22 protein-coding genes are annotated in these 24,700 nt (G+C 42.1%); 15 read left to right on the forward strand and 7 right to left on the reverse strand.

The annotated features are described in order from the left end of the window. Positions 1–244: 244 nt before the first annotated feature. From kduI to NPA43_RS16190, 5 genes are all read left to right on the forward strand, one after another. Positions 245–1,072 (forward strand): 5-dehydro-4-deoxy-D-glucuronate isomerase, encoded by an 828-nt coding sequence (kduI, locus tag NPA43_RS16170; RefSeq protein WP_230030649.1) that lies wholly within the window; start codon positions 245–247, stop codon positions 1,070–1,072. A gap of 5 nt (positions 1,073–1,077) precedes the next feature. Next, positions 1,078–1,851, forward strand: a complete 774-nt coding sequence (gene kduD, locus NPA43_RS16175; RefSeq protein ID WP_230030648.1) for a 2-dehydro-3-deoxy-D-gluconate 5-dehydrogenase KduD — start codon at positions 1,078–1,080, stop codon at positions 1,849–1,851. Positions 1,852–1,960: 109 nt separating this feature from the next. Beyond that, positions 1,961–3,427 carry a spore germination protein gene (locus tag NPA43_RS16180; RefSeq protein ID WP_230030647.1) on the forward strand — a complete coding sequence of 489 codons (1,467 nt, stop codon included), beginning with the start codon at positions 1,961–1,963 and terminating at the stop codon, positions 3,425–3,427. Between the two features lie 3 nt (positions 3,428–3,430). Next, a complete protein-coding gene (locus tag NPA43_RS16185; protein WP_249705619.1) occupies positions 3,431–4,531 on the forward strand; it encodes a GerAB/ArcD/ProY family transporter in 1,101 nt (366 codons plus the stop codon). After that, positions 4,528–5,673, forward strand: a complete 1,146-nt coding sequence (locus NPA43_RS16190; protein ID WP_249705620.1) for a Ger(x)C family spore germination protein — start codon at positions 4,528–4,530, stop codon at positions 5,671–5,673. Before NPA43_RS16185 ends, NPA43_RS16190 begins: the two co-directional genes overlap by 4 nt. Positions 5,674–5,687: 14 nt before the next feature. On the opposite strand, the gene NPA43_RS16195 is transcribed toward NPA43_RS16190, so the two are convergent. Together NPA43_RS16195 and NPA43_RS16200 are read right to left on the reverse strand one after the other, a co-directional pair. Then, positions 5,688–7,085: a bifunctional glycosyltransferase family 2 protein/class I SAM-dependent methyltransferase gene (locus tag NPA43_RS16195; protein WP_249705621.1), complete on the reverse strand. Its 1,398-nt coding sequence runs from the start codon at positions 7,083–7,085 to the stop codon at positions 5,688–5,690. A 292-nt stretch (positions 7,086–7,377) separates the two neighbouring features. Beyond that, positions 7,378–8,742 carry a sugar porter family MFS transporter gene (locus NPA43_RS16200; RefSeq protein ID WP_249705622.1) on the reverse strand — a complete coding sequence of 455 codons (1,365 nt, stop codon included), beginning with the start codon at positions 8,740–8,742 and terminating at the stop codon, positions 7,378–7,380. A gap of 271 nt (positions 8,743–9,013) precedes the next feature. Between NPA43_RS16200 and NPA43_RS16205 the strand changes: the two genes are divergently transcribed. Continuing rightward, on the forward strand, positions 9,014–9,979 hold the full coding sequence (locus NPA43_RS16205) for an LCP family protein (RefSeq protein WP_099726441.1): 966 nt from the start codon (positions 9,014–9,016) through the stop codon (positions 9,977–9,979). A gap of 173 nt (positions 9,980–10,152) precedes the next feature. Then, the gene (locus NPA43_RS16210; protein WP_230030643.1) at positions 10,153–11,034 is read left to right on the forward strand and encodes a Cof-type HAD-IIB family hydrolase; all 882 of its coding nucleotides are present in this window, start codon (positions 10,153–10,155) and stop codon (positions 11,032–11,034) included. 56 nt (positions 11,035–11,090) lie between these two features. Here the strand turns inward: NPA43_RS16210 and NPA43_RS16215 are convergent, their stop codons facing one another. The 5 genes from NPA43_RS16215 to pgsB all read right to left on the reverse strand — a co-directional run bounded on the left by NPA43_RS16215 (position 11,091) and on the right by pgsB (position 15,421). Further along, a complete protein-coding gene (locus NPA43_RS16215) occupies positions 11,091–12,314 on the reverse strand; it encodes a C40 family peptidase (RefSeq protein WP_249705623.1) in 1,224 nt (407 codons plus the stop codon). Positions 12,315–12,422: 108 nt separating this feature from the next. Further along, the gene (locus NPA43_RS16220) at positions 12,423–12,593 is read right to left on the reverse strand and encodes an extrachromosomal elements maintenance protein EdmS (protein ID WP_099726444.1); all 171 of its coding nucleotides are present in this window, start codon (positions 12,591–12,593) and stop codon (positions 12,423–12,425) included. Next, the gene (locus tag NPA43_RS16225) at positions 12,590–13,756 is read right to left on the reverse strand and encodes a CapA family protein (protein WP_099726445.1); all 1,167 of its coding nucleotides are present in this window, start codon (positions 13,754–13,756) and stop codon (positions 12,590–12,592) included. The genes NPA43_RS16220 and NPA43_RS16225 overlap by 4 nt, the downstream gene beginning before the upstream one ends. An 18-nt stretch (positions 13,757–13,774) precedes the next feature. Then, positions 13,775–14,224 (reverse strand): poly-gamma-glutamate biosynthesis protein PgsC, encoded by a 450-nt coding sequence (pgsC, locus tag NPA43_RS16230; protein ID WP_012011488.1) that lies wholly within the window; start codon positions 14,222–14,224, stop codon positions 13,775–13,777. A 15-nt stretch (positions 14,225–14,239) separates the two neighbouring features. Then, entirely contained in the window at positions 14,240–15,421 is a 1,182-nt protein-coding gene (pgsB, locus tag NPA43_RS16235) for a poly-gamma-glutamate synthase PgsB (RefSeq protein WP_099726446.1), read from the reverse strand. Positions 15,422–16,169: 748 nt separating this feature from the next. Between pgsB and NPA43_RS16240 the strand changes: the two genes are divergently transcribed. From NPA43_RS16240 to rbsC, 8 genes are all read left to right on the forward strand, one after another. Continuing rightward, complete coding sequence (locus tag NPA43_RS16240; RefSeq protein WP_099726447.1) at positions 16,170–17,651, forward strand: spore germination protein; 1,482 nt, start codon at positions 16,170–16,172, stop codon at positions 17,649–17,651. Further along, positions 17,641–18,738: a GerAB/ArcD/ProY family transporter gene (locus NPA43_RS16245; protein ID WP_099726448.1), complete on the forward strand. Its 1,098-nt coding sequence runs from the start codon at positions 17,641–17,643 to the stop codon at positions 18,736–18,738. The genes NPA43_RS16240 and NPA43_RS16245 overlap by 11 nt, the downstream gene beginning before the upstream one ends. Next, complete coding sequence (locus NPA43_RS16250; protein ID WP_099726449.1) at positions 18,728–19,870, forward strand: Ger(x)C family spore germination protein; 1,143 nt, start codon at positions 18,728–18,730, stop codon at positions 19,868–19,870. The genes NPA43_RS16245 and NPA43_RS16250 overlap by 11 nt, the downstream gene beginning before the upstream one ends. Positions 19,871–19,987: 117 nt before the next feature. After that, entirely contained in the window at positions 19,988–20,971 is a 984-nt protein-coding gene (locus NPA43_RS16255; RefSeq protein WP_249704871.1) for a LacI family DNA-binding transcriptional regulator, read from the forward strand. Further along, positions 20,968–21,846, forward strand: coding sequence for a ribokinase (gene rbsK, locus NPA43_RS16260; RefSeq protein WP_099726451.1), 879 nt, complete (start codon positions 20,968–20,970; stop codon positions 21,844–21,846). Before NPA43_RS16255 ends, rbsK begins: the two co-directional genes overlap by 4 nt. After that, entirely contained in the window at positions 21,843–22,235 is a 393-nt protein-coding gene (rbsD, locus tag NPA43_RS16265) for a D-ribose pyranase (RefSeq protein WP_256499064.1), read from the forward strand. Before rbsK ends, rbsD begins: the two co-directional genes overlap by 4 nt. Positions 22,236–22,250: 15 nt before the next feature. Beyond that, the gene (locus tag NPA43_RS16270; protein ID WP_256499065.1) at positions 22,251–23,732 is read left to right on the forward strand and encodes a sugar ABC transporter ATP-binding protein; all 1,482 of its coding nucleotides are present in this window, start codon (positions 22,251–22,253) and stop codon (positions 23,730–23,732) included. 1 nt (position 23,733) lies between these two features. Continuing rightward, the gene (gene rbsC / locus NPA43_RS16275) at positions 23,734–24,687 is read left to right on the forward strand and encodes a ribose ABC transporter permease RbsC (protein ID WP_099726454.1); all 954 of its coding nucleotides are present in this window, start codon (positions 23,734–23,736) and stop codon (positions 24,685–24,687) included. Positions 24,688–24,700: the final 13 nt, after the last annotated feature.

Raw genomic sequence — 24,700 nt, forward strand, 5'->3', positions numbered from 1 at the left:
ATTAATCTTCTGATTTGTTTCGAAACCGATTTCAAATAAACTTAAAAAGAGCATACCATAATTTGATGAATACCAGAAGAATTTTTTGCATGCTCATGAAAAAATACATCTTATCAAGATAAAAGAAAGTGATTTCAAATTAACGGTTGACGCCGCTCTCTTTTTCCTCTAGAATTTTCCTTGAAACCGATACCAAATAAAACACCAATATTTTGTTTCAGATAGAAAGGGAGGCTTATTTCAAATGGAAAATCGTTATGCTGTACATCCTGAGCAGGTCAAACGTTTTACAACAGAGGAACTTCGTCGTCATTTTCATATTCCTACGCTATTCGTCAGCGGTGAATTGAAGCTCTATTATTCGCATGAGGATCGTGTGGTCATTGGCGGGGCAATGCCGACAGCAGAAACGATCAAGCTGGATGCCGGCGACTTTTTACGCACGGATTATTTCCTTGAAAGACGAGAAATTGGCATCGTGAATGTCGGCGGGCAAGGAACGGTTACAGTCGATGGTGAGTCTTTTGTGCTGGAGCATAAAGATTTCTTATATATTGGTCTTGGACACGAAGATGTGCAGTTTACTAGTTCATCAGGCGAGCAGGCCAAGTTCTATCTTGTATCAGCAACGGCTCATAGAGCATACCCTACGCAAAAGGCAGCCATTGCTGAATTAACACCGAATCACTTAGGGGAGGCGTCTGCCTCAAACGTGCGAAACCTGTATCAGGTCATCCATGCAGACGGCATCCAAAGCTGTCAGCTCATGATGGGAATGACTCAGCTTGAAACGAATAACACATGGAACACGATGCCTGCTCATATTCATGACCGGCGTATGGAAGTGTACTTATATCTTGATATAGAAGAAGAGGCACGTGTCTTTCATTTTATGGGGGAGCCCTCTGAAACGAGACATCTCGTTGTCGCAAATGAGGAAGCGGTTATTTCTCCTGCCTGGTCCATTCATTCAGGCTCAGGTACAGCGAATTATTCATTTATTTGGGCAATGGCGGGAGAAAACTATACGTTCAAAGATATGGACTTTGTCCCAATGGACCAGCTGAGGTAACGAGGGTGACGACGACATCATATGTTGCGTCCCTCTTTTCCCTCGAAGGCAAAACAGCCCTTGTGACAGGTCCTGGAACTGGCATTGGTCAAGGTATTGCTGTGGCGCTTGCCCGTTCAGGTGCAGATATCATCGGCACATACCACCGCACACCACTTGATGAAACAAAAGCGCTTGTCGAACAGACTGGCAGATCATTTCATGCATATCAGGTCGACTTTGCCGATCCTCAGTCTGCACAGCGGGATGTCGATACCATTTTAAAGCAGCATACCATTGATATTTTAATCAATAATGCTGGAACCATTAAAAGAGAAGAGGCCGCTCACTATTCAGAGGAAAATTGGCATACTGTCATGGATGTGAATATCAACAGTCTCTTTTTTCTCACTCAAAAGGTTGGGCAGCAAATGCTGAAAAACGGGCAAGGGAAAATCGTCAATATCGCCTCCCTCCTCTCGTTTCAAGGCGGCGTCTTTGTTCCCGCTTATACAGCGAGTAAGCATGCTGTCGCTGGTCTGACCAAAGCTTTTGCGAACGAATGGGCGAAACATCAAATTCAGGTAAATGCGATCGCACCTGGTTATATTGCAACCAATAACACTCAAGCCATTCGTGATGATGCGAATCGAAATGAAGAAATTCTCAAAAGAATCCCCGCCGGGCGCTGGGGACAGCCTGAGGATCTAGCCGGTGCAGCTGTTTTCCTTAGCTCACCAGCTTCCGATTATATGAACGGCCACATTTTAGCTGTTGATGGCGGCTGGCTTGCGAGATAAACATATCGAGAGAATTCCTATTTTCAGGGATTCTCTTTTTTCTATTTGCATAATTCTCCTCCTTCCGAGTCACTCTATAAAAAACATGACATGAGGGTGGTGAGGTATTATGAAAAGTCGTATTGAACAAGATATACAGTCCGTCATCAAGCGCGTCAAAAGCTTTGCCGGGCAAAGTGATGATATCGTGTTCCACTCTTTTTCATTTGGTCCTTCTGCTGTCTCTGCATGTCTCGTGTACGTTGAGGGACTCACAGAATTTGAGATGCTTTCCAAACAAATCATTTCACCTATGCAAAAGGAACTGGACATCACCGAAGTCGATCACACCACACTTCCTTCCCTGTCTAAGAAGTTCTTTGGCATTCAAAATGATGTGCTGGAAGATATGAACCTTGCCATCGAGCAGTTATATAGCGGCAGGGCTATTTTATTTGTAGATGGGGCGACGCAAGCTCTTGCGCTTCATACGAACCTTTTTCAATTTAGAGAAGTAGAGGAGCCGCAATCTGAAGTACTTGTAAGAGGACCACGGATTGGATTTATTGAGAACCTTGAAAAAAATACCGCTTTACTACGCGAGAGGGCAAACGATCCTAATCTTGTCATTCAAAAGGTGAATGTAGGCACTCGTAATAAGAAAACTGCCGCTCTCGTGTACGTTCGTGATATTGCTGATCCAAAACTAGTAGAAGATGTTCTATCACGCATAAAACAAATCAAAATGGATGATATCCCTGAAACCGGCTATATTGAACAGCTGATTGAGGACAGTCACATTTCCATTTTTCCACAGATTCAAAACACGGAACGCCCTGATCGGGTGATCGCATCTGTGCTTGAAGGCAAGGTTTCCATTTTGCTTGACGGCACACCTTTTGCTCTTATTCTGCCTATGACACTTACAGCCTTAATGCAATCACCAGAGGATTATTATCAAAGATGGACAAGCGCGACTCTTTTACGCCTACTCCGTTATGTCGCCGTACTGTTAACGATTTTTTTACCCGGGCTCTACATCGCCCTTGTCTCCTATCACCCCGGTTTATTACCGACACAGATGGCACTCACCATCGCAGGTAGTAGGCAAAATGTCCCGTTTCCTCCTGTGGTTGAAGCCATTCTCATGTCTTTTACGATTGAACTGCTGCGAGAAGCTGGACTTCGTCTTCCTCGAGCGATTGGGCAAACAATTGGATTGATTGGCGGCGTGATTATTGGTCAGGCGGCTGTACAAGCGAATATCGTCAGTGCCTTAATGGTCATTATTGTTTCACTAACTGCATTGGCTGATTTCACAGCGCCATCATATGACTTTAGCTTCCCGTTACGAATCCTTCGGTTTATGGCGATTTTCAGCTCTGCTATTTTGGGTTTGTACGGCTTAATCATGTGTTATTTATTCGTGCTTTGTCATCTCATGCAATTGAAGACCTTTGGTTTTGATTATTTTACACCTATTTTGTCTTCACCATATTCAGATTTAAAGGATACGTACGTTCGTTTGCCTATAGGACTATTTAAATCAAGACCGAAAACCGCCAAGACAAAAAATATCAAAAGACAAGGGGAGTAAGCAATGTACAGAGCTGATAAGCTATCATTGTTACAAGTCACCATTCTGTGCAGTTCTACAATGATAGGCGCTGGAATTTTAACCATTCCTCGCAGTTCTGCCAATTCAGGATTCCCTGATGGCTGGATCATTGTATTAATACAGGGAGTCATCTTTGCTTTCGTTGCTTTTTTATTAGGCTGGATTGCCGAAAAGAATGCACCGGATACGATCTTTGATTCTAATACAAAAGGCGCCGGTGCCTTCTTCGGCACGTTCTTTAATTTAATCATGATTGCTTATTTACTAGCCATTGTTGGTTTTGAGGCGCGTGTACTCGGCGAAGTGGTTCAGTTTTTCCTTCTTCAATCGACCCCTATGGCCGTGATTGTGATGATTTTTCTACTTGTAGCGATCTATCATTTAAAAAGCGGTATCTTTCCATTGGTGAAGATAGTGACGTATGTTTACCCTATTACGATGGTTATTTATATTGGGCTGATGCTGTTTAGCCTGAAAATATTTAATTTTGATTATTTGCGGCCCGTCATGGCGCACGGATTTGAAGATTTCGGTAAAATTTTCTCTCAAACCTTCATTCAATTTACAGGCTTTGAAGTGATTTTGTTTGTCGTACCGCTCATTTATAAAGACAAATGGTCGAAAGCAAAATGGGCCGCAGCCATCGGGGTCGGAATTACATCACTTGTGTACTCCCTCACGCTCTTTGTTGTGATTGGCTCCATGACTGTTGGAGAAACGATGTCACTCACATGGCCCACCGTCTCACTCATTCAAGCGCTAGAACTTGAAGGGGTGTTCATTGAACGCTTTGATATTTTCTTACTGACGATATGGACATGCCAGCAGTTTATTTGCATGCTGGGCTTTTTCCAATTTGCCATTAAAGGGTGTCACACAGTCTTTAAGAAGACCAATTTAACGAGGTTGCTATGGCTGTTGTTTTTCTTAACCTCTGCCCTATCTCTTTTTCCAAAAAATATTAATGAAGTCTTTTATTTTTCCACTTTACTCGGCTACGCTCTGTTCATCATTTTAGCCATTCCTTTTATCACATTTATGCTGCTGGCGATACGTAAAAAATGGGGAGGTCGTTCTGCATGAGACGAAGGCGTTTACTTTTATCCTGCTTGTCCTGCCTTCTTTTTCTTCTAACTGCAGGGTGCTGGGACATAAAGGACATTGAGACATTAACGTTTGTGCGCGGCGTTGGCATCGATGAAACAGATGATCAAGGCGTGAAGCTCACCTACCAAAACCTTGTGCCAAATATGGGGGGAACACAAGAAGCCACTTCAACCGGCTATGTCAATGTCGTATCGAAGGGGGAAAATGTGCTTGAGGCTGTCAGTCGTGTCGCTTTGAAGAACCAGCCGATCTACAGTGATCATCTCAAAATCTTTTTGTTCGGCAAAAGTCAGGCAGAGCATCACGATATTCAAGGGACACTCAATCACTTTATACGAGATGACGAGGTTCGAAGAAGCAGCTATCTCTTAGTGACACGGGATAATGCTTCAAAGGTAATCAATCAAAAAATAAATTCGCAGCAAAAAGCACCGGTTGAGCACATCTTTGAAACCTCAAAAAACCGGGACTATAACGGAAAAATTTTACTTCCAACACGTATTGGGAGAGCGTCCGATTACTTTCAGATGGGCGTAAGCTTTCTTGTTCAAAGTGTGGATGCCATTAACGACGAGCTTATCTATGATGGAGCAGGTATCATTCATGGAAAAACACGAAAACTCATAGGGTTTATTCCAGCAAATGATGTTCAAGCTTTAAATTGGATGATGAATCGTATCTCAGGCGGAGTTGTTCCTGCAACCTACAAAGGCTATCCCATTACATTTGAAATCAAGAAAGCCGCTTCCAAGGTCGAACCTTATTTAAAGGATGGAAAGATTTCCTTTAAAGTCAGTGTAAAAACAAATGGTAAACTATCTGAAGATCAATATCCTTCTGAAAACTCATTCGATGAACAGTACATCAAGCGTTATGAGCGCATTTTTTCCCAAAAAATCAAGGGGCGGATTCATAAAGCCGTCCGCCACATGCAGACCGAAGTGGGTGTTGATCCGATCTTTTTAAGTCGTCAGGTGCGCATCAAGTATCCTGACTTTTGGGAGAAGCATCGTGACGAATGGGACACGCTATTCCAAGAAGCTGATATCCAATATGATGTAAATGTCAGCATTTTGAACTTCGGTGCAGAAGGCGGAACGAAAAGCTTTAAATGGTAACAGCAAAAAGGCGGTTAGCCTGAAGGGGCGCCGCCTTTTTTACGTGCCACAATCAGAAGCTGATATAGTGTCACTTGATCAGATAAAGCTTTTGTTTGAAATCCAAGTGACTCTCCTACTCTCGCCACTTCGTCAAAAAACAATTGGACGTTTTGATCAACCTGTACATTGATTTGTTGTTCTATCACAGGGTCAAACAAATGGTCTGGAAATAGTGCATGCATCGTTTTTGGTGTGAAGAATCTCATATGCGTTCGATCTAAAATCCCTACCTCTTGATACGTAAAATCCCCTGTCATTAATGGAAGGAGCACCTCCGCATGCATCATGTTAGGCAAGCAGCAAATGATGACGCCACCTGGCTTTAAAGACGTGTGCGCTTGTGTAATGATTTTCCATGGATCTGACACATGCTCTAATACATCAGAAAAGATGACCGCATCAAAAAAGGCTTCCTTCTCTGACCACGGGTACTCATCCGCTTTGGCCTCGATGACTTCTTGGTAATACGCCTTGGCAATCTCTGCTTTTAAAGCATCGGCCTCTACCCCGTACATGTCAACAGACTGACTATTGATGAGCTCAAGACCAGTTGCCCCTGCGCCGCACCCAACATCCAGCACATATTTAGCCTCTTGAGGCAGCAGTGCCGTAAAATATGGATGAGGGGTGATCAGGTTTAAATCAATGCCCCATTTATCTAAAAACCGAAGCCTGTTCTCTGCAAACAGTGTAGAGATGTTCGTTTCTTGATTCGCACGGAAGGTTGCATGACCGTGATGATGCACAAATGAATCATGGACAATTTGCAGTTGATATCCCTTCAGCAATGAACGCAAACAAAGATCGTCATCCTCAAATGATCCGTACACAAACCGTTCATCAAATAACCCCACATCCTCGATCAGCTCTTGTTTCACCAGCAGACAAAAACCCACAAGTCTATGCACGTACGTCCTCTGACCTTTTCTAGCAGCTGTATATTCCTTAGCGAAGGCTGGGAGCTCCTTCACATCTGTATACGATGGCTGGACCATCTGAGGACCACTCACATAATTGGAGACAGGTCCCACCATTCCAATACGATCTGATGCAAATAGCGCCTCTTTTAATGGAGAAAGCCAGTTTTCAGTCACCATCGTGTCATTATTTAAAAAGAGAATGCTATCTCCTGTCGCTTTTTTCGCTCCTTGATTACACCCCTTTGCAAAACCTTGGTTCTTCTCGTTTTCAATGAAAATAACATCTTCCAACTCTCTCACATATTCCTTCGTGCCGTCTGTTGATGCATTATCGACGATGATAAGTTCATATTGGCCACTTCGAGTATGCTGCTTGATACTGTCGATACATTTTTTGGTTAAATGCAGTTCGTTGTACGTCAGCATGACAATGCTCGTTTTTCCTTTCATCTTATTTCCACCTTTCGCCCGCCTGTTCCATATGTATGTCATATGCAGCACGTTCAGAAGATGAGCGTTTTTCCTTTCTTGATTAAACGTTTGTTTAACAAAGGGCTAAAATGAACTTTATTTTAGCCCTTTGTCTTCTTTTCAGCGTGATAGAAAACCTTTGAAGTCTAGGAAGGACGAGTACCAGAGCGGAGTGAATGTGACATTCATGAGCACCGGCACGCAGGACTGACACCGAATGCGAGGGTTTGTCTACACGCTGAACTAGCTGCATAAGGCAGCTGGTCTTTTTTCACACCGTTTCCCCTTCGTCACTTACGACGGCACGGTTTCTCTTTTTTAAATCCTCTTCAATTTCTTCAAGGCTTTTCCCTTTCGTTTCTGTCACTAAGTATTTCACAAATAAGAAGGCACCTACGCCGATGACTGCATAAATGAGGAAGAGATTGCTGATGCCCATCGCACTTAATAAAGCTGGGAACGTTAGCGAGATGATCAAATTCCCTGTATGAAGAAGGAATGTAGATACACCTGTGCCAATACCCCGAACATGTACTGGGAACAGCTCTGGAAGCATCACCCATACGACTGGACCCCAGCTGACGGCAAAGATCACGATGAAGAGTCCTAAACAAATAATCGTTGTCCATCCTGCGGCTGTTGACCCCTCAAAAAATCGATTCACCACTGACAGAACAATTAAACTGAGGACCATTCCAGCATTCCCAAATAGGAGTAACGATTTCCGTCCTACACGGTCAATCATTTTGATCGCCACAAACGTCATGATCACATTCACTGCGCCAATTCCTACGGTTCCTAAAATCGCCGCTGAATCACCAAAGCCGACACTTGTGAATGTTTTTGGTGCATAATAAATAATCGTATTGGTACCGATAAACTGCTGTAAAAAAGCTAAACCGACACCAGCGATCAATGCTGGGCGCACCCACGGCTCAAATAATTCCTTAAGACCGCCTTTCTCTTCACTTTCCGCCTTTTGAATATCTAAAATTTCTTCTTCGACTTCTTCCTTACTCTGTCTAAGTTTTGATAATATCGCCTTCGCTCGGTCAGCCTGTCCATGGACAAACAGCCAGCGAGGACTTTCTGGCATAAACAAAATACCAAATAATAGAAGGACAGAAGGAGCCACTGCAATTCCAAGCATCAGACGCCATGCCTCCGCATCTGCTAAAACGTAGTTCACAATATAGGCGAGAAGAATACCAAATGTGATCATGAGCTGGTTTAAAGAGGACAGTGCCCCCCTTGATTCCTTTGGAGCAAGTTCAGATAAATATAATGGAACAATCGTCGTCGAGCAGCCTACAGCAAGCCCTAGTACGATTCGGAATAAGACCATCACTTCCGTATTTGGGGCAAAGGCTGTTCCAAATCCGCCGATAATAAACAAAATAGCTGCGGCGACGATTGCTTTTTTCCGCCCAAATTGGTCTGTCAGTTTTCCAGAAAGAGTGGAACCAAACATCGCTCCGATTAAAATCGAGCTGACGACAAGCCCCTCTGTAACCGCGTTTAAACCTAAATCTTTTTTCATAAATAAGATGGCTCCAGAGATGACACCTGTATCATAGCCATATAAGGCGCCGCCAAGTGCGCCGAAGAAATAAAGCCATCCATTCCGATTTTTCATCAACATAACCCCTCTTTTGTCTGTGTTTACTGGATGTTTCTCTAATAAAAAATCATTTTCCTCACTTCCTGTCATTTCAAACATTTCGATGTTTTATGACAAATATATTTCATTTTCGTATCAATGAAACTTTTTACGATAAGGAAACGTCAATTAAGCGTTGGCGAAAAAATGTCGCACTATATCCCGTTTTAAGGTATATTTGTTTTAGTTTGTAAGCATAAGAAAGAACATCTTTACTATAAAAATCATAGGCGAGGGTTTAAAATATATGGATCAATCACGAAGCAAACGCAAAGGAAAAAAGCGTTTAAAACCATGGGTGAAAGTCACTCTTTTTATATTCGGTATTCTTTTACTGACAACCGCTTCTGTCACAGGCTATGCCTACTATAAAGTGACAAATGCTGCCAAAAAAGCACAAGTGTCTCTAGATCGAGGCGCACAATCTGTCAAACGGATTGAAGCATTTGATCCAGGAAAAGACAGTTTTTCTGTTTTGCTGCTCGGAATTGACAGCAGACCAGGCGAAACAGTTAAACAGGCACGAAGCGATGCAATGGTCTTGGCGACGATTAACCGCACTAATAAAACCGTTAAATTATTAAGCATTCCAAGGGACTCATACGTCAATATTCCAGGTCATGGTTATGACAAAATTACTCACGCACACGCATTTGGCGGTGCAGATTTAACGGTGAGTACAGTTGAAGATTTACTAGATATTCCGGTCGACTTTGTCATTCAAAGTAATTTCAAAGCATTTGAGGAAATTGTGAATGAACTAAACGGCGTTTCTATTAACATTAAGGACGAATATCTTGTCAAACAAATTCAAAAAGATACAAAAGGCAAGGTTGTGCTTCAAACAGGCACTCATACACTAGACGGCGATCAAGCTCTCGCATATGTGAGAACGAGAAAAGCAGATAGTGATTTAATGCGCGGACAGCGTCAAATGGAAGTTTTAAAAGCCATTTTTGATAAATCAAAATCATTAACGTCTATTCCGTCATATGACAATATCATTGATACACTTGGTGATAATGTCTCAACGACCCTTTCTATGAAAGAATTAGTCGGTCTTTTCCCGCTTCTGACTTCATTAAAATCTGTTGATACGATTCAGCTAAAAGGTTCAGACTATCAGCCAAACGGCGTCTATTACTTCCAATTGGATCAAAATCAACTAAACGAAGTAAAAACTGAATTGAAGAAGCAGCTTGAATTATCTTAAACAGAAAGCGTCCCTGTGGGGCGCTTTTTCTCATCTCACCATTGATCATTTGGACATTTTTGTTTAGCCTTGATATAGAGAGGAATCAAATCTCCTCACTCTTTCATGAGAATGAAGGAAATCGTACATACTTTTAAGAGGCTATTGCATGAATGAAGGAGGATTTGACAGCGATGAAAAAAATGATTGCGATTGATTTAGACGGCACACTCTTGAATACAAAAAGTGAAATTTCCGATCAAAACCGGCAGGCATTGATTCGTGCGAAGGAAGCTGGCTATATTGTCACCATCTGCACAGGGCGGGCGACTTTTGATGTGAAGAACCTTCTTGGCGATTTGGACATTCCAATTATTGCGGCAAACGGCGGGACCGTCCATACCGAAGGATACAAGCTCTTCAGCCGAATCACACTTGATCAAGAAGCTGGGAAACGTGCGGCAAAGGCATTAGTGGAACGGAACATTTACTTCGAGGTATATACTGACGATGCCCTCCTCTCCCCATTTGATGGAAAAGAGAAGCTGAAAGCAGAATTTGATGTGATCAAAAGCGCAAATCCAAATGAGGATGTAGCTGATTTATGGGAAGGGGCAATGACCCAATTTAAACAATTTGGCATCAAATCAGTGGATGATATCCGCCAGATTTTTGAGTCGAATGAAGCGACCTATAAATTACTGTGCTTCTCATTTGATATGAACAAGCTTCAGGAAGCACGAGATCTTCTTGCCGAGATGCCTGAGCTCTCATTGACCTCGTCTGGAAAACATATCATTGAGGTGCTGCCAAAAGAGTCAGGGAAAGGACATGCCCTTAAAAAACTCGCAGCCCATTATGGCGTAGACCGCTCCAATATTTATGCGATCGGTGACAGCCCTAATGATCTATCCATGTTCGAGGAAGCAGGTCACCGGATTGCGATGGGGAATGCGGTGGACATCATTAAAGAAAAGAGCACATACGTCACAAAAGGCAACCATGAAGATGGCGTCGCCTATTTTATTGATCTGCTTTTACAGAATCAATTCCAAGAAAAAAAGACGCTTGTCTAATCAGCGCCTAGTGAGAAGTCCAGAAGTCCGATCCAAGTGTTGATCGGGCTTTTTCTTTATTTTTTAATTCTAACAGCCGTCTCATATTTATCCTTCCAGTACATACTTGTTTTCATATTGGTAATGACAACACCATTTGAGACGGTCACATGAATGACTTGATTTGATCCTGCATAAATGGCCGGCATCAATGAAGTCCCTTTGAAGAAGACAAGATCTCCTGGCTTAAGCTCCGAACGTTTTACAGGCGTGCCTGCCTTGACTTGTCCTGACGCATAGCGCGGAAGCTCAATGCCAAGCACTTTTTGATATACATACTGTGTGAATCCTGCTGTATCAAACCCTTTCTCTGGGTTCGTACCGCCTTTGACATAAGGGACTTCCCCAATATACGTAGCAGCTTTTGATACGATTGGGTCTTCTTTCACTAGTTTCAGCTCAGTTAATCGTTTCGCACCTGTCCATTTCTCGCGCCAATACGATTCGGACAAATAAGAAATCGTCACACTTTCAGAACGGCTCGCATGAATAAAACGATCGCCCCCAATGTACATCCCTACATGAGAAATTCCGGGTTTATATGTGTTGCTAAAAAAGACAAAGTCGCCAGGACGAATATCGTCTAGTGCTACTTTTTCTCCGACCATCCATTGCTGTTCAGCACTTCTAGGCAAATAAATGCCAAGTGATTTTTCAAATAAATATTGTAAAAAACCTGAACAATCAAAGCCAACCTTTGGATCTGCTGCACCAAACACATAAGGGACACCTAAATATTTCATCGCATCTTTCACAACAAGATCATCAGAGATTTCTTGAGAAACAGGCAGCCGTTTGACCGCATAAAATCGGTCTGTCCAATATTTGCTTTGGCTGACATCTGTTTTCACCACACCTTGACTAAGCGTGATGTGGATTACTTGATGGTTTCCAGCGTACAAAGCCACATGTGTCGGGATCTTTTTTGTTTCCTCAGGACTACGGAAATACACGAGGTCTCCGGGTTTGGCTTTTTCCCATGATACCTTTTCTCCAATCTGATATTGATCGATGACCTTCCGCGGCAAATCAAATGTGCCTGATGTCTTGTATACATATTGAATAAACCCAGATGCATCAAAGCCCGTTTTTGAATCGGTTCCCCCTTTATGATAAGGTGTTCCAATCAGCTTTTCCGCTTGCTCCAAAGGAGACTTTGTTTGAGCAGACACCTCTGATTGGGACATGAACATCAGCCCTACGAGCGCACAGCCTCCAATCAACATTCCTTTCCATTTCATGATCTTTTCCCTCCTTTCTTCTCTAGTTTCGGCATGACACCTTTCATTTTACACCTTTTTTCGACAAAAAAGAGCACGCAAGGCGTGCCCCTTCTATTCACCATGACTCTATTTATTCGCTTCCGCTTTCGACTGCTTTTGCTGCTCGATCTTCTGCATTTCAACTGAGATCTTTTGCTTCTCATGATCTGTCAGACTGTCACTAAATTTAAAAGCAGACATAAAGACAAATACTAAAATTAACGCAACAAACGGCCAGCTTGCTTTTAGGAATCTCATTTCTTATCTTTTCCTCCGTTTTCTTTTAATGTTTGAACTTTATCAGCATGATTGACTTCAAAGAAAATGTGTCCGTCTTTTTCTTTCCAATCCGCATTCGTGCCATTGGTCAGCATACGAATAATGGATTTCGACTCAAGAGATCCTGCCTTTACTGGAGCAGGCGTTGCTTCTTTGATATACATTGGGACAACTTCAAATGTCGCTTTTCCATCTTCATTCAGATGATATTGAACAAGGGCAGAATCACGTGTTCTAGACCAGCCTTGGTCAAAAATAAAGTTCCCCAGGCTATAGAAGATCGCCGTTCCATTGTAGACCTCCATTGGCTCAAGGACGTGCGGGTGTGCACCGATGATGATATCAGCACCAGCCTTCGACATCGCTCTTGCTAATTCTCTTTGTCTATCGTTTACTTCATTGTTGTACTCCTGACCCCAGTGAGCATGAACAACGACGATATCTGCCTTTTCAGAAGCCTGAGAAATCATCGGAATAAAAATAGATGGATCGGCTGGCAGAATACCTGCTTTGCGATTCGTTGCTTTAAAATTTTTCCCATACACATCTGTAAAACCGAGTGTAGCGATTTTGACACCGTTCACTTCTTTATAAGAGATGTTCTGCTTCGCATCTTGGAGGTTACGACCTGCTCCGGTGTAATCCATGTCAGCTTTTTCAAAGGCATTGATCGTGTTGTTCAGACCTTTTTCACCAAAATCTGCCGCATGGTTATTTGCAAAGTTTAATACAGAGAAATTCAAATCCTTCAATGCTTGGACAGAATCTTCATCCGTTTTCAAATGAATATTCTTTTGCGCCGCCTGTTCCTGATCTGATGCAACTGGATGCTCAAAGTTACCTGTTACATAATCTGACACATCAAAATATGGTTTGGCATAGCGAAAGAGATGCTGTTTCCCGTAGCGATCGGTCACTTTCTCTACATTTCTTCCAAACATAATGTCACCGACAAACGAAGCGGTCAGGATGTTTTCTGGATTCTTTTCTACAGTTGGTACTTGCGCTTTCCCGATAAATGTAAATAGAAATGTACAAGCAATGACGATCGGTAAAGCAATCAGTACATGTTTATTCGTCTTTTTCTTTTGATTCTTTGTGATTTTCAGCAGCTTTTCCTGAAAGCTCAATTTTTTATTCATGATTGGACACACCTTATCTTAAAATAGATAGTAAACATACATGATGGCAAATGTTGCACCACTTAGAAGCAGCGTGCTTCCAAGGGTAATCGTAAGACCTTGCTTTTGAATCGTATTTGCAATCAAGCCAGGTACGATGATCCCGATTCCGCGAAATTCTGCTATTTCAAATGGGACCACTGGATAGAAGAAATCAAATACGAGCTTTAAGGCAATCCCTGTAATCAGCATCGCAGCAAACTTTCTGCGTCCGTATAAAATCATAAATTTTGATAGACCAAAGCGAACGATGACATACGTAAGCAAGCTGACAGATAAGACGACTAAAATGAAGACTGGCTGGTTAAATACAAGCGCAAGATAACCTGGAACAACTAGCCCAGCTGGTACAATTCCTGTTTTTTCTGCAAAGATTAAACTAAGTAGAACACCTAAAATTAACGAGATATAAAGATCTGATCCGAACATTTTCTATATTTCCTCCTAGCTGACAAGCTGCTTAATTTTGTATTCTTGAATTTTTTCGATTAACGGTTCAGCGGCGCCATGAATATTACCGACTCCATAAACCACTCGATTATGAAGCTTCTTCTCAAGCATGTTCATAATTTCTTCTGTAGATTGATATTCAAGGTTGTGTAAGTGGTCAGCCGGAATTTTTCCATCCTCATATGCCTTCACGATTGGATCTGTTGTTTCACCAATTAAAACAAGATCACTTGCTTCAATATAAGGAAGTACATCCTCCGCAAACTGGATCGTTCTATCTACACGATCCGCACGGCAGTTCATGATAATAATCGGTTCATCTGTTGGATATCCAATTTCTTTCACACGCTTCCAAATGTTCAATGTAGATGATGCGTCATTTGCCGCAAATCCATTTACAAAGTGTCCAGGTGTTTTTGCATCCATTAATGGAAGAATTCTCATCGCTCCTGGATCAGGCGGCGCATTTAACATTCCTCTGAATGCCGTATCTTCATCAATCCCTAATGCTTGAGCGACACCAAGTGCCAGCGAAGCATTATCCGGGAAAACCATGTACTCAAATTTCCGTAAATACTCATCGGTAATCTTGGAATTATCTGCAACAATGACTTCCGTGTTGCGTTTTTTCGCAATCTCTTTAAAGAAATCCGTATATTCACTATCCGTAATAACCAAGTGTCCATTGTAAGGAATTGTGGCTGTAAAGGCTTCTGCTATTTCATCAAGAGTTGGCCCCATTACATCCATATGATCTTCAAGAACGTTTACGATCACGCCAATATTCGCTTGAAGCAGCTCTTCCTGAAAGATAATTTGGTAATCTGGATTTACCGCCATACATTCACTGACGATGGCATTTGCTCCTCTTTCAACTGTTTCTCTCATAACTTCCTTCTGCTCTCCGATATTCGGTCCTTGCGGTTTCCTTTTAATCGGTTTCTCTTCTGGCGTATCCCAATAAATCATTCTTGCATCCGTTCCCGTTGTTTTGCCGACAGTTTTATAACCTGCCTCCATTAAGATACCGGTTGTCAATCTTGTAACGGTGGACTTTCCGCGAATACCATTAATATTGACACGCACCGGCAGGGCATCGATATTTTTCTGATGACGCTTCTTTTCAATAAAGCCAATCCCTAACATGATGACGCAGGCTATAACGATTAACCACATCGATTATCTACATCTCCTTTTTTTATGAGTGTGATATGTAAATTCAATCAACAGTATATCTGTTCAGCATAAAATCACAATCGGTATTATGTAACATAATCTTTCACTTCCTCGTATGCCAAATTCCTCTAATCCTAAGGTGTAAATGCCTAGCACTCCCTCAAATAAAAAGGACAAAAGACGGACAAAATTCAGACTGAATTTCTGCTTCATTCAAGAGAAAGCGTTACCATCAATCATCGAAAAATCTTTTGTCCTTTTCTCCCTAAATTTTTTGACAATTATTAAGATGTATTTTGAATCAATGTTTTAAAACCCTCTCATCCCTACAAAATCAGTCATATCAGTGCTTTAAATGAATAGTGCGTGTTTTGGAATGTTTTATCTTTTTGAATGAACAGGTTAGAAAGTCATCCTCAACGGTCAGAATGCTATACGTTGACCTATGACAAAGGTCACCTCTCAAAAAATCAAGTCATATGCTTATTTTTGGGTCACGAAAAATTGGGATAAGATGTCAAAGTTTGATCATTTCGTTATACCTTCTCTTTACGATATTCACTCCTTATGACCTAAACAATGAAACAATATTCATTTGTTTTTATCAAGATTCATCATTTCTTAACATTTTTAATATGATTTTAGTTGAAAGTTGTCGGCTCATGTCATGCATTCCCCAAAGGTGACGAATAAAATCAGCTTCTCCGCTTACACTAAGGTTAAAAAATAATGTGAGAGGAGGCTAAAGATGCCAAACACCAATGAACAAACACGCTTGCACTTTTTATCAGGCAGCTTTGAGGAGAAAATTCGGATCCTGAAGAAAACATTTCAGCAAAGCGGCGATTTTGAATACCGGGAGTTAATGGTGAATGAAACAAAATCAGTCCTGTTCTTTATTAAAACGAGAATTGATGAAGGCAAACTGAACGATTTCATTATCGGCAACTTGTTAGGCCCTCCCGGGAAGCAGGACTATACAAAGTCTCTTAGTGCACTTGAAACAGGTGATTTGACACTGATCACTGACAGTATTATTGCAGGAAGCATTGCCTTTCTTGATGAAAATTCCTCGCAGATGAAATTGTTTGCTGTTGGACAGCCGCCGCTGCGCTCTATTTCTGAGCCTTCTTCTGAAAGTATTATTGCGGGCGCACATGATGGATTTGTCGAAAGTTTAGATACGAATTTATATTTGCTGCGTTCACACTTAAATGATCGAAAACTGGCTATCCAATATCATAAGATTGGTACAAAATCTGAAACAAAGCTTGCGACTGTTTATATATCTGATATCGCTAATCAAGAAAAGATAGAAGAGGTAAACAAACGGATTTCTTCTATTAAAGTAGACACGCTGCTAAGTCCTGGCTCTATTGTTGAGGCGATTGAGGATGATTCATTTTCTATTTTCCCGCAGCTGATTGATACAGAGCGCCCTGATAAGGTGAGATCTGCAATCCTTGAAGGGCGAATTGTGGTGATGATGGATGGCAGTCCGATGGCCATCATTCTTCCTGTCACCTTCTTTAGCTTCTTTCAATCACCTGATGATTATAATAGCCGCTGGATTCCGGCTACGTTTATCCGTGTTCTCCGCTATCTTGCCTGTATCATCGCAGTCATTTTGCCATCTTTTTATATTGCTGTCATTGGCTTTCATTATGAGGTCGTCCCAGATGAATTAGCCATTACGATGAAAAATTCAATTATCGGTATCCCATTTCCTCCTTTGATAGAAGCGATGCTAATGGAGATCACCATTGAACTCATACGCGAGGCAGGGGTGCGTCTGCCAAAACCAATTGGTCAGACGATTGGAATTGTAGGCGGTTTGGTCATTGGGGATGCCGTTGTAAAAGCAGGACTCATTTCGAATGTCCTTGTTATTGTGGTTGCAGTGACAGCCGTCGCTTCTTTTGTCCTTCCATCCTTTGAAATGACGTTAACCATTCGAATGCTGCGTTTCCCGCTCATGTTCATGGCATCGATGTTCGGTTTTATCGGTATTTCATTTGGACTGTCTATTGTCCTCATGAACTTATGCCGCTTGGAATCGCTAGGAGTACCTTACTTATCACCAGTTGCTCCATTTAACTGGCAGGACTTAAAGGACACGATCATTCGATTACCGATGTGGATGTACAAAATGCGCCCTGTTTATTTAAATCCGCAAAAGAAAGAGCAAATTGAAAATTTGAGAGGGTGGAAAAAGAAAAATGAACAATAAAATATCTCCACCTCAAGCTGTCTTTTTTATCATCCAATCTCAAATTGGTGTCGGTATTTTAGCCCTCCCCCATTTGCTCATGAAAGACATGGGTCACGATGGGTGGATGACGATTATTCTAGCCGGATTATTCATCCAAATCATCAACACCATTTTTATTTACATTATTCATAAATATCCTGACACATCGTTTTTCCAAACGTTAATCAACGTGTTTGGAAAATGGATCGGCCGGACCTTGATCGTACTCTATACGGTATACTTTGCCTCAGTCTGCATTGTTGTTCTATCGATTTTCACAAGAATTCTTGGAATATGGGTGCTGCCGCTTACGCCAAATTGGGTCATTGATTTTTTGCTGATGATATCCATTATCTACATCGCAAAGGAAAAACTCACAGCAATTGTCAGGTTTAACTTTATTTTGACTCCCTTTTTGCTCATGCTGTCTCTATTGATGATTTATGCATTAAAAGGAACGAATATCGACTACCTCATGCCTTTTTTCCAAACAGATTTTTCTCAATTTCAAATTGGATTGAAGGACGTTGTGCTGTCCATGAATGGATTCGAGATGATTCTTATCATCTCTCCATTTATGAAGGGTACCACCAAGGAACGTTATAAGGTCATGACCATTTCTAATATATGCACAACGCTTTACTACCTATTTATTACATTGATTTGTTTTATGTTTTTCAGCCCAATTGAGCTTAATGTCATTCCCAACCCTGTTCTTTATTTATTAAAGACCATTTCATTCGGTGTGATTGAGAGGACAGACTTAATTTTTCTCAGCTTTTGGGTGTTTAACATTCTTGCCACCCTCAGCAATTATCTCTACTTTTGTGCAAATGGCGTATCCAGCATTTTGAAGAAAAAAGGGCATAAAAAATATGTCTATTATTTTGCCATTTTGATCTATGTCGCTAGCTGTTTTCTTGCAGAAGATCATTTTAGAATTCAGCGCTTTAATGACTTTACGACTTTTTCTCAATATTCAGTTATTTATACACTTCCGATCATTATGGCCATCACCATCTTGATCAAACATCGCAAAGGGAAGGTGAAATCACATGCGTCATAAGTACATACTGACGCTGCTTATGTGTATTTCTCTTATATTCATGCCTGGCTGCTGGGATCAGAATTTGTTAAAAAACATCTCTCTTGTCTTAACTTCAGCTGTCGATCAAGGAGAAGAAGACAATGCGAAATTCTCAATTACCTATCGAAAGGTGCAGCAGTCTCAAAGTATGGAGCAAGGAAATACAGGCAACTATTCAACCACTGTTCTTACAACTGAAGCACCGACTTTAAGAAAAGCAAGGACCAACTTTAGCCGGATTGTCGACCAAAAAATTGATATATCGAAAATGCGGGTCATGCTGATCGGCGATGAATTTGCTCAAAATCGCCTTCTTCCCTATTTAGATATGTTTTATCGAGATCCCAAAAGCCCTTTACTCGCAAACCTTGCTGTGGTTCAAGGGGGAAGCTGTGTGGAATTGATCAACCAGCTGCTCAAGGAAAAACTTATTGTGAGCGACTATTTAAACAACTTAATCACTACCGCATCACAGTCCTCCCTAGTAGCACCTAAAAACATTCAAAATGTCCGGTCCAAAATGCTGCAAACGGGAGAGGATTTCACACTGCCGTTACTTCACTTCGATCAATCAAAGCAGTTAATTAGTGTAAAAGGTGTAGCCCTATTTGATAATGAAAAAAAGAAAGGCGAACTGTACGGTCAAGATGCGATTCTGCTCACCGTGATGGACGGGAAAATGGGGAGCTATGCAACCTTCACAAAAAAAGTCAGAAGTGACATGAAATCAAAAGAGAGCAATTACATCACCATTCAAGTAACAGACTCAAAGAGAGACATCAAGATTGTCAATCCTGATCACCGAGACTTAACATTCTCTCTCAATTATGAATTCACGACATCTGTGCTCGAGTATCCGAAAGATAACCTAGATACAGATAAGAACATTGAAATGCTCAACAAAAGACTTTCAGCCATTTTGACAAAAGAAGCCGAAAAAGTCGTTGCTGCGCTGCAAGAAGCAAATTCTGATGTCCTAAGCCTTGGCAGAAAATATCGAGTAAGACATTATGATGAGTATATGAAAATGAACTGGGTAACCGATTATCCAAAGGTGAAAATTATTCCAAAAATCAAAGTGAATATTAAAAAAACAGGTATTACTAGCTAAGAAAAGGAAGAAGTCATCTTTCTTTTCTTTTTTTATTTTTTTAAGATTGTCATTTCGATACTTTCGTGATAATCTATCTATGTAAACGGTTACACATTCACGAAGGGAGGCACTCCATTGGCTACAATTAAAGATGTTGCAAAAGCCGCACAAGTGTCTGTTGCTACTGTTTCACGCGTGCTCAACGATACTGGATATGTCCATACAGATACGAAAATCCGCGTGACACAAGCGATGCAGGAGCTGAACTATTTCCCCAATGAAGTGGCTAGATCCCTTTTTAACAGAGAATCACGCTTAATCGGTTTGATCTTACCTGATATCACAAACCCCTTCTTCCCTCAGCTGGCTAGAGGCGTTGAGGATGAGATTCATGCTCATGGTTTTCGGTTATTATTCGGAAACAGTGATGAAGATCGCGAGAAGGAACTGGCTTACTTACAAACCTTTAAACAAAATCAAGTGGTCGGTGTCATTGCTGTCACCAACGAACCTGAATCGGATATGTACAATGATGATTTACCCGTTGTGTTCTTAGATCGAACTGTGCCAAATGCACCTTCTGTGTTTGCAGATGCTGCAACTGGCGGGAAAATGGCCGCAATGGAATTGATTAAGCGCGGCAGCCGGCAGATCACACTGCTAAAAGGACCTTCCCATCTTCAAACAGCGCGGCAGCGATTCAAAGGTGCACTTGATATTCTCACTGAAAAAGGTGTCGACTTTCATGTGATGTCTAACGCTTCTTTTTCCTTTCAAGAAGCCCGAAAAAGCGCCAAGGCTCTTTTCCAGCTGTACCCTGAAACAGATGGCATCATCGCCAGCAATGATATCGTCGCAACAGCAGTCATACACGAAGCGCTTCGGATCGGAATAGCCATTCCAGATGAAGTCCAAATCATTGGATTTGATGATATTCCGCAAAGCGAACTGCTCTTCCCTTCCTTATCAACGATCAGGCAGCCTGCCTATGATATGGGGAAAGAAGCAGCGAAGCTGTTAATCAAGTTCATTCAAAAGCAACCAATAGATCAGCCAGTTATTCAAATGCCCGTCTCTTTTATTGAACGAGAGACCACGAGAAAGGTGGATTCACAATGAATCATATTGTTGTAGTAGGAAGCTGTTCAATGGATTTAGTCGTCACATCGGATAAGCGGCCAAATGCCGGAGAAACGGTTTTAGGCGAATCATTTAAAACCGTCCCAGGCGGAAAAGGAGCAAATCAAGCAGTTGCAAGTGCCAGACTAGGTGCAGATGTATACATGGTCGGCCGAGTCGGTGATGACGCTTATGGTCAAGATATCGTAAGCAATTTACAAGCACAAGGTGTCCGTACCACATATATGAAACCGGTTACCGAAATGGAAAGCGGTACAGCTCATATCATTTTAGCAGAAGGCGATAACAGCATTGTTGTGGTTAAAGGAGCAAATAACGAAGTCACACCTCACTATGTAGAAAATGCTCTTTCTACGATTGATGATATTGGGATGGTTCTCATTCAGCAGGAAATACCTGAAGAAACGGTCGAAGCTGTCTGCGCCATTTGCAGCGAAAAAAAGATCCCAGTGATCTTAAATCCCGCACCAGCCCGCAAAGTGTCACAGCAAGTTTTAGAGCAAGCTGCCTATATTACACCGAATGAGCACGAAGCAGCTCTTATGTTTGATGGTCTCACAATTGAAGAAGCCCTGCGTCAATTCCCTAATAAATTACTGATCACAGAAGGAAAAAATGGGGTTCGATATTTTGACGGATCGAGAGAAGTTTTAGTCCCAGGCTATCCTGTTAAAGCAGTCGATACAACAGGAGCTGGCGATACATTTAACGGCGCTTTGGCTGTGGCATTAATAGAAGGCAAATCCCTATACGACGCGCTTGCCTTTGCCAATCTTGCAGCATCTATCTCTGTCACAAAATTCGGCGCACAAGGCGGCATGCCAGCAAGAGAAGAATTGGAGAGAAAGAAATGAAAAAAAACGGCATCTTAAACAGCCATATCGCCAAGGTGCTTGCTGACCTTGGTCATACAGATACAGTCGTCATCGCAGACTGCGGTCTACCTATTCCAGAAGGCCCAATCAAGATCGACCTTGCGTTATCGATCGGCACACCGTCCTTTCAGGAGGTCACCTCCCTCCTTCTTCAGGAAATGGCCGTTGAAAAAATCACTGTAGCCAGTGAAATCAAAGAAGCCAATGAGCGAGATCATTTGTTTTTAAAGAGAGCGTTTTCACAACCGTTACATGATGTAAATCACGAGACTTTCAAAGATATGACCAAACAGGCAAAAGCAGTCATTCGAACGGGTGAAGCCACCCCATACGCAAACTGCATTCTTCATGCCGGTGTCATCTTTTAAAAGGAGGAGCCAGAAATGAACATTGAGATGCATAACATCCATAAGGCCTTTGGAAAAAACACCGTTCTCTCCGGGGTCTCCTTTGACCTCGTCACAGGTGAAGTCCACGCGCTCATGGGTGAAAACGGGGCTGGAAAATCAACTTTGATGAACCTGCTGACAGGCCTTTATTCATTAGACCAAGGAACGATTCAAATCGACGGAAAAGAAACCGCTTTCAAAAATCCGAAGGAAGCTGAGCAGCACGGAATCGCCTTTATTCATCAGGAGCTGAACGTATGGCCTGATATGACCGTATTGGAGAATCTATTCATTGGTAAAGAAATCTATACGAAGCTCGGCCTCCTAGACACAAAAAAAATGAAAGCCCTCGCTCAAACGCAGCTGGACCGATTGTCTGTTAACCTATCACTTGATCAAGATGCAGGCAGCTGTTCTGTTGGCCAAAAACAGATGATCGAGATTGCGAAGGCGTTAATGACCGATGCGAAGGTCATCATCATGGATGAGCCTACTGCAGCTTTAACAGACCGTGAGATTGAAAAGCTATTCCAAGTCATTGAATCACTCAAAAAAGAAGGCGTTTCCATCGTCTATATTTCTCACCGTATGGAGGAAATTTTTGCGATCTGTGATCGTATTACGATCATGCGTGATGGGAAAACGGTCGATACGAAAGCCATACCTGAAACGGATTTCCATGAAGTCGTCAAAAAAATGGTCGGCCGAGAATTAACAGATCGTTACCCTAAGCGTACGCCTTCTAAAGGAGATATTGTCCTAGAAGTAAAACAAGCAACGAGAAAAGGACGCTTTCAAGATATCAGTTTCTCAGTCAAAGCTGGAGAAATCGTCGGTGTCGCAGGCTTAATGGGCGCTGGCCGAACCGAAATGATGCGGTCGCTGTTTGGCCTCGATCCTCTTGACAAAGGTGAAATCTGGGTCCACGGGAAAAAGGCTGTCATTAAAAAACCAAGTGATGCCGTCAAGCTCGGCATCGGCTTTATCACAGAGGATCGCAAGGATGAAGGGCTCATGCTTGATGCATCCATCCGAGAAAATATCGGTTTGCCAAACTTAGACAGCTTCTCTCCAAAAGGGCTGATTGATAAAAAAAACGAACAAGATTTTGTCGACCTGCTCATCAAGAGACTGACGATTAAAACGGCTTCCTCTGAAATCTCTGCCCGGAGCCTTTCTGGTGGAAATCAGCAAAAAGTCGTCATTGCCAAATGGATTGGCATTCAGCCGAAGGTCTTGATTTTAGATGAACCGACAAGAGGTGTTGACGTCGGGGCAAAACGAGAAATCTATCAGTTAATGAACGAGCTGACCGATCGAGGCGTTGCGATGTTGATGGTCTCCTCTGAGCTCCCAGAGATTCTCGGGATGAGCGATCGAGTGCTTGTCATTCATGAAGGAACGATCAACGGAGAATTAGATCAAACAGAAGCGACACAAGAACGAATCATGACACTAGCTACAGGAGGGAAGTAACATGAAACCACTTACTTCAAATGGACGATTTGATTACATCATGCAAAAGCTCGGGCCATTCTTAGGACTCATCATCCTTGTCGCCATTGTTTCTATTTTAAACCCGGCCTTTTTAGAGCCATTAAACATTTTAAACTTACTGAGACAAATCTCCATTAATGCCCTCATTGCCTTTGGGATGACGTTTGTTATTTTAACTGGAGGTATTGATTTGTCTGTCGGTGCGATTCTAGCCCTGTCTAGTGCTCTGACCGCAGGCTTTATCGTTTCTGGCATGGACCCGATTCTAGCCATTATCGTGGGATGTATCATCGGTGCGATCCTTGGGATGGTCAACGGTCTTTTAATCACAAAAGGAAAAATGGCTCCTTTCATTGCCACTCTTGCAACGATGACCATTTTCAGAGGATTGACGCTTGTTTATACAGACGGAAACCCGATTACAGGGCTTGGCTCTAGCTATGCATTTCAGTTATTCGGGCGCGGATATTTCTTAGGCATTCCTGTTCCAGCGATCACGATGCTTCTCACCTTTATTGTGCTTTGGGTGCTGCTTCATAAAACACCTTTCGGCAGAAGAACGTATGCCATCGGTGGGAACGAAAAAGCCGCTCTCATCTCAGGAATAAAAGTACCGCGCGTCAAAATCATGATTTATTCATTAGCAGGTTTCATGTCTGCTTTAGCCGGTGCGATTTTAACCTCCCGTCTAAACTCTGCTCAGCCAACAGCTGGTATGTCCTATGAGCTTGATGCGATTGCTGCCGTTGTTCTTGGCGGAACAAGTCTATCTGGCGGAAGAGGAAGAATTGTCGGCACACTGATCGGGGTGCTGATCATCGGTGTCCTGAACAATGGTATGAACTTACTTGGTGTATCATCATTCTATCAATCTGTTGTGAAAGGGATTGTCATCCTGATTGCAGTCCTACTAGACAGAAAGAAATCTGCTTAAGGAGGCAGCTGCT

Origin of the sequence: Bacillus pumilus (genome assembly GCF_024498355.1) — a bacterium.
Taxonomy (GTDB): Bacteria; Bacillota; Bacilli; order Bacillales; family Bacillaceae; genus Bacillus; species Bacillus pumilus_P.